The following is a 2,258-nucleotide window of genomic DNA, read 5'->3' on the forward strand; positions in this document are numbered from 1 at the left end:
CGGAGTCCCTTCATTAAAAATCTTATGAATTTCATTTAAGTGTAGCATGATTGTCCCCCTTCACTTCCGCATTCGCCTGGATGATATTCCTTCGCTCTGATCTTCGTCGGGCTTTTCGCTTTTTCTCTTTAGAACCTTCAATGATTTTTGGAGCAGTAAGTGCAATAATAACAATAAGTGCAGTAATTAGCTTCATATCACCAGGGTCTAAGAAATCTACACGCAAGGCTAACGTTACGACGATTCGATAAATGATGGAACCGCCAATCACAGCAAGAGTTGTCCGAGCGATTGTTTTTGTACCAAATAGGGCTTCACCGATGATAACGGAAGCAAGGCCAATGACAATCATCCCAATTCCCATACCTACGTCTGCAAATCCACCTTGCTGGGCTATTAGAGCACCCGAAAATGCTACTAATGCATTAGATAAACCTAAGCCAAACACAACAAGAAGATTGGTATTAGCAGAAAGGCTGCGAATCATTCGTTTATTATCTCCAGTTGCTCTAACAGCAAGACCAATTTCCGTTCTTAGGAACAAATCCGTCAGGAATTTAATCACAAATGTAACGATAATCATAAAAAGAAGAATTCCCCATGTTTCCGGCAGGCTATCACCGAGACCGACCATGGAAAGAATATTATTGAAGAATGCATCAATTCCTGTCTTTTCAAAAAATCCACTGATTTTCGTAAAAGCTGTATCTGTATTTAATAAAGGGATGTTGGAACGTCCCATAATTCTTAGATTTATTGAATAAAGTGCAATCATCATTAAAATACCGGAAAGCAAATTATTAATCTTTCCAAATGTGTGCAGAAGTCCCGTCATACATCCTGCTGCAAAACCTGCAAATAGTGCCATAATTGTAGCTAAAAATGGATCGGTACCATTCGCAATCATAACTGCTGAAATCGCTGCTCCAGTGACAAAACTCCCATCAACCGTTAAATCTGGAAAATCCAGAATACGAAAGGAAAGATAGACGCCCAGTGCCATAATCGCGTAGATGATACCTGCTTCAAATGATCCAAATATGGCTGTAAACATTGAGATCATCCTTTCTTTTATCATAAAGCATCCGTCTTAGATGCAATATTTTATGTAGTGACAAAGAGGCAGCCTTCTAAAAGAAGGCTCCTCCTTGAAAAATATCATTTAATTACCTTCGTAAAACTCACCTAAACTACTCCAAGCATCATTGACTTTTAAGCCTTGGGCTTCAGCAGCCTTCTTATTAATTACAAGCTTTAAGCTGTTAGGAAGTTCGACAGGAATTTCAGATGCTTTCTTTTTACCGCTTAAAATGTCAGCTGCCATGATACCAGATTGATAGCCAAGATCGTAATAGCTAAATCCACTGGCGGCAACCGCCCCCTTTTTCATGGAATCAAGTTCACCAACGAACAACGGGATTTTCTTGCTGTTTGCAACTGCGATAACTGAATCAAGTGCAGTTACAACAGTGTTGTCAGTAGGAATGTAGATGGCATCAACGCGTCCAACTAATGATTCTGAAGCTTGCTTCACTTCTGCTGTAGTAGAAACAGATACTTTTACTAGTTTAGCACCCTTCTCTTTAGCAATCTTTTCAACTTCTTCCACCTGAACAACTGAATTTTGTTCCCCTGAGTTATAGATGACCCCAACATTTTTCGCTTTCACTTCGTCCGTTATAAAGCTGATTGTCTTTTTCGTTGCCTCTGGATGGTTATCGGTTGTTCCAGTAATGTTCTTCCCTGGTTTATCAAAAGCCTCTACCAGTCCAGCACCCACTGGGTCTGTCACTGATGTGAAGATAATCGGAATATCTTTGGTAGCATTCAATGCAGCCGTTGCACTAGGCGTAGCATTAGCAAAGATTAGATCTACTTTGTCCCCGACAAAATTATTCGCAATTGTTTGCGTGTTATTCATGTCTGCTTGCGCGTTTTGTTCATCAAAGCTAACCTTAATCCCTTTATCCTTTAGGGCCTTCTTAAAGCCCTCTGTCGCAGCATCTAAAGATGGGTGTGGTGCAAATTGAGTAATACCTACTTTGAACTCCTTATCCGCTCCACCTTTTTCAGTTCCGCCCGCGGATTCTTTACTCCCACAGCCTGCTAGCAGCATCATTCCTGCTAAAGCAATAGATAATACTTTTCCATTTTTCTTCATCTAGCTAAATCCCCCTCAAATACTAAAATATCAATTTTCGAAAAATTAAATATATTAAAAATTATTCTAGTATTTTTTTCAAAGAAAATCAATAGTT

2 protein-coding genes are annotated in these 2,258 nt (G+C 39.5%); both read right to left on the reverse strand.

Going from position 1 to position 2,258, the window contains the following annotated elements; genetic code table 11:
- Positions 1-31 precede the first annotated feature (31 nt).
- Complete coding sequence (locus V7659_RS16745; protein ID WP_335540956.1) at positions 32-1,054, reverse strand: ABC transporter permease; 1,023 nt, start codon at positions 1,052-1,054, stop codon at positions 32-34.
- A gap of 108 nt (positions 1,055-1,162) precedes the next feature.
- The gene (locus V7659_RS16750; RefSeq protein ID WP_144547100.1) at positions 1,163-2,161 is read right to left on the reverse strand and encodes an ABC transporter substrate-binding protein; all 999 of its coding nucleotides are present in this window, start codon (positions 2,159-2,161) and stop codon (positions 1,163-1,165) included.
- Positions 2,162-2,258 lie beyond the last annotated feature (97 nt).

The organism is Neobacillus drentensis (assembly GCF_036966985.1).
Taxonomy (GTDB): Bacteria; Bacillota; Bacilli; order Bacillales; family Cytobacillaceae; genus Neobacillus; species Neobacillus drentensis_E.